This window comes from Saccharopolyspora sp., from assembly GCF_017434145.1.
In the GTDB taxonomy this organism is placed as follows: domain Bacteria; phylum Actinomycetota; class Actinomycetes; order Mycobacteriales; family Pseudonocardiaceae; genus Saccharopolyspora_C; species Saccharopolyspora_C galaxeae.
Genome location: NZ_JAFRFW010000076.1, coordinates 1 through 1,509 on the forward strand (window position 1 = coordinate 1; position 1,509 = coordinate 1,509).

General features: G+C 70.4%; 1 protein-coding gene and 1 pseudogene. Both read left to right on the forward strand.

Annotated elements, in window-relative coordinates; genetic code table 11:
• Positions 1-744, forward strand: a 744-nt coding sequence (locus tag IJH84_RS01895) for a thiazole synthase (RefSeq protein ID WP_295139537.1), incomplete at its 5' end; no start/stop codon positions are given.
• Between the two features lie 205 nt (positions 745-949).
• Positions 950-1,228 (forward strand): annotated as a pseudogene (locus IJH84_RS01900) (ATPase); the annotation flags it as partial.
• Positions 1,229-1,509 lie beyond the last annotated feature (281 nt).

The following is a 1,509-nucleotide window of genomic DNA, read 5'->3' on the forward strand; positions in this document are numbered from 1 at the left end:
CTGATCGCGGGCCGCGAGTTCGGCTCGCGGCTGATCACCGGAACCGGGGGCGCGACGAACCTGTCGGTGCTGGAGCGCGCGCTGCTGGCGTCCGGCACCGAGCTGACCACCGTCGCGATGCGGCGCGCGGACGCGGGCGGGCGCACCGGCGTGCTGGAGCTGCTGCAGCGGCTCGGCATCGAAGCCCTGCCGAACACCGCGGGCTGCCGCACCGCGGCGGAGGCGGTGCTCACCGCCCAGCTCGCGCGGGAGGCGCTGGAGACCAGCTGGGTGAAGCTGGAAGTGGTCGCCGACGAGGACACCCTGCTGCCGGACCCGGTCGAGCTGCCCGAGGCCGCCGAGCAGCTGGTGGACGACGGGTTCACCGTGCTCGCCTACACCAACGACGACCCGGTGCTCGCGCGCAAGCTGGAAGACCTCGGCTGCGCTGCGGTGATGCCGCTGGGCTCGCCGATCGGCACCGGGCTGGGCATCCGCAACCCGCACAACATCGAGATGATCGTGGCGCGGGCCGGGGTGCCGGTCGTGCTGGACGCCGGGATCGGCACCGCCTCCGACGCGGCGCTGGCGATGGAGCTGGGTTGCGACGCGGTGCTGCTGGCTACCGCGGTGACCCGCGCGAAGGACCCGGAGCGGATGGCCGCGGCGATGCGGGCGGCCGTCGACGGCGGCCGGCTGGCTTCCCAAGCGGGCCGCATCCCGCAACGCTTCTGGGCGCAGGCTTCCAGCCCCACGACCCCCTGAACCCCGTTCTCCAGGAGTGAACGGACCGTTCGTCCAATCTAGTCGGACCAACAGGCCGTTCACTCCGGAAAGATAAACCGGGGAGGGTGGCGTTCGGGCGTGTCGGGCAGGTGTGGCCGGAACCGGGTGGAAGGAGCGGTGCACGCCGGCGAAGGGTCTTCACTCGGATCGGTACCGCTCGCGGTGCGTCGCTTAGGCTCGTGGAGTGCCGTCGCTGACCTTGACCGCTCGCCTGTCCACCTCCGCGGCCCACACCCGGCGCGGCGTGGTCCGGCTGCACCCGGAAGTCCTCGATGCGCTCGGGCTGCGGCCGTGGGACGCCGTCGAGCTCACCGGCGGCCGGGTGACGGTCGCGCTGGCCGCGGCCGCCGACCGCGCGGGCCCGGCGGGAGTGCTGCTGCTCGATGACGTGGCGCTGATGAACCTCGGCATGACCGAGGGCGCGGAGCTCGGCGTCGCCCCGGCACGGGTGCAGCCCGCGCGGCAGTGCAGACGGGCGGCAGAAGTTCCCGAATGAAAAGCGCGAGCCGGAAGCGGATGAGGAAAAGCACTGAGCAGTAAGCGGCCGCAGCGCGGCAAGGTTCAGAAAAGGCTTGTCTGCCGGCAGGTTTTATGTTATGGTTCTGTATGAGTTTCGATTCCGTTAAACGGAAGGAGGCCGGGTCTTGAAGCAGCGTTTGATATCGGCGGGGCTCCTTCTTGCGACGGAACTTCCCTGCGTTTTTGTATCGGATACGACGCGCGTCCTGTTCTTCGGCGCGGCAG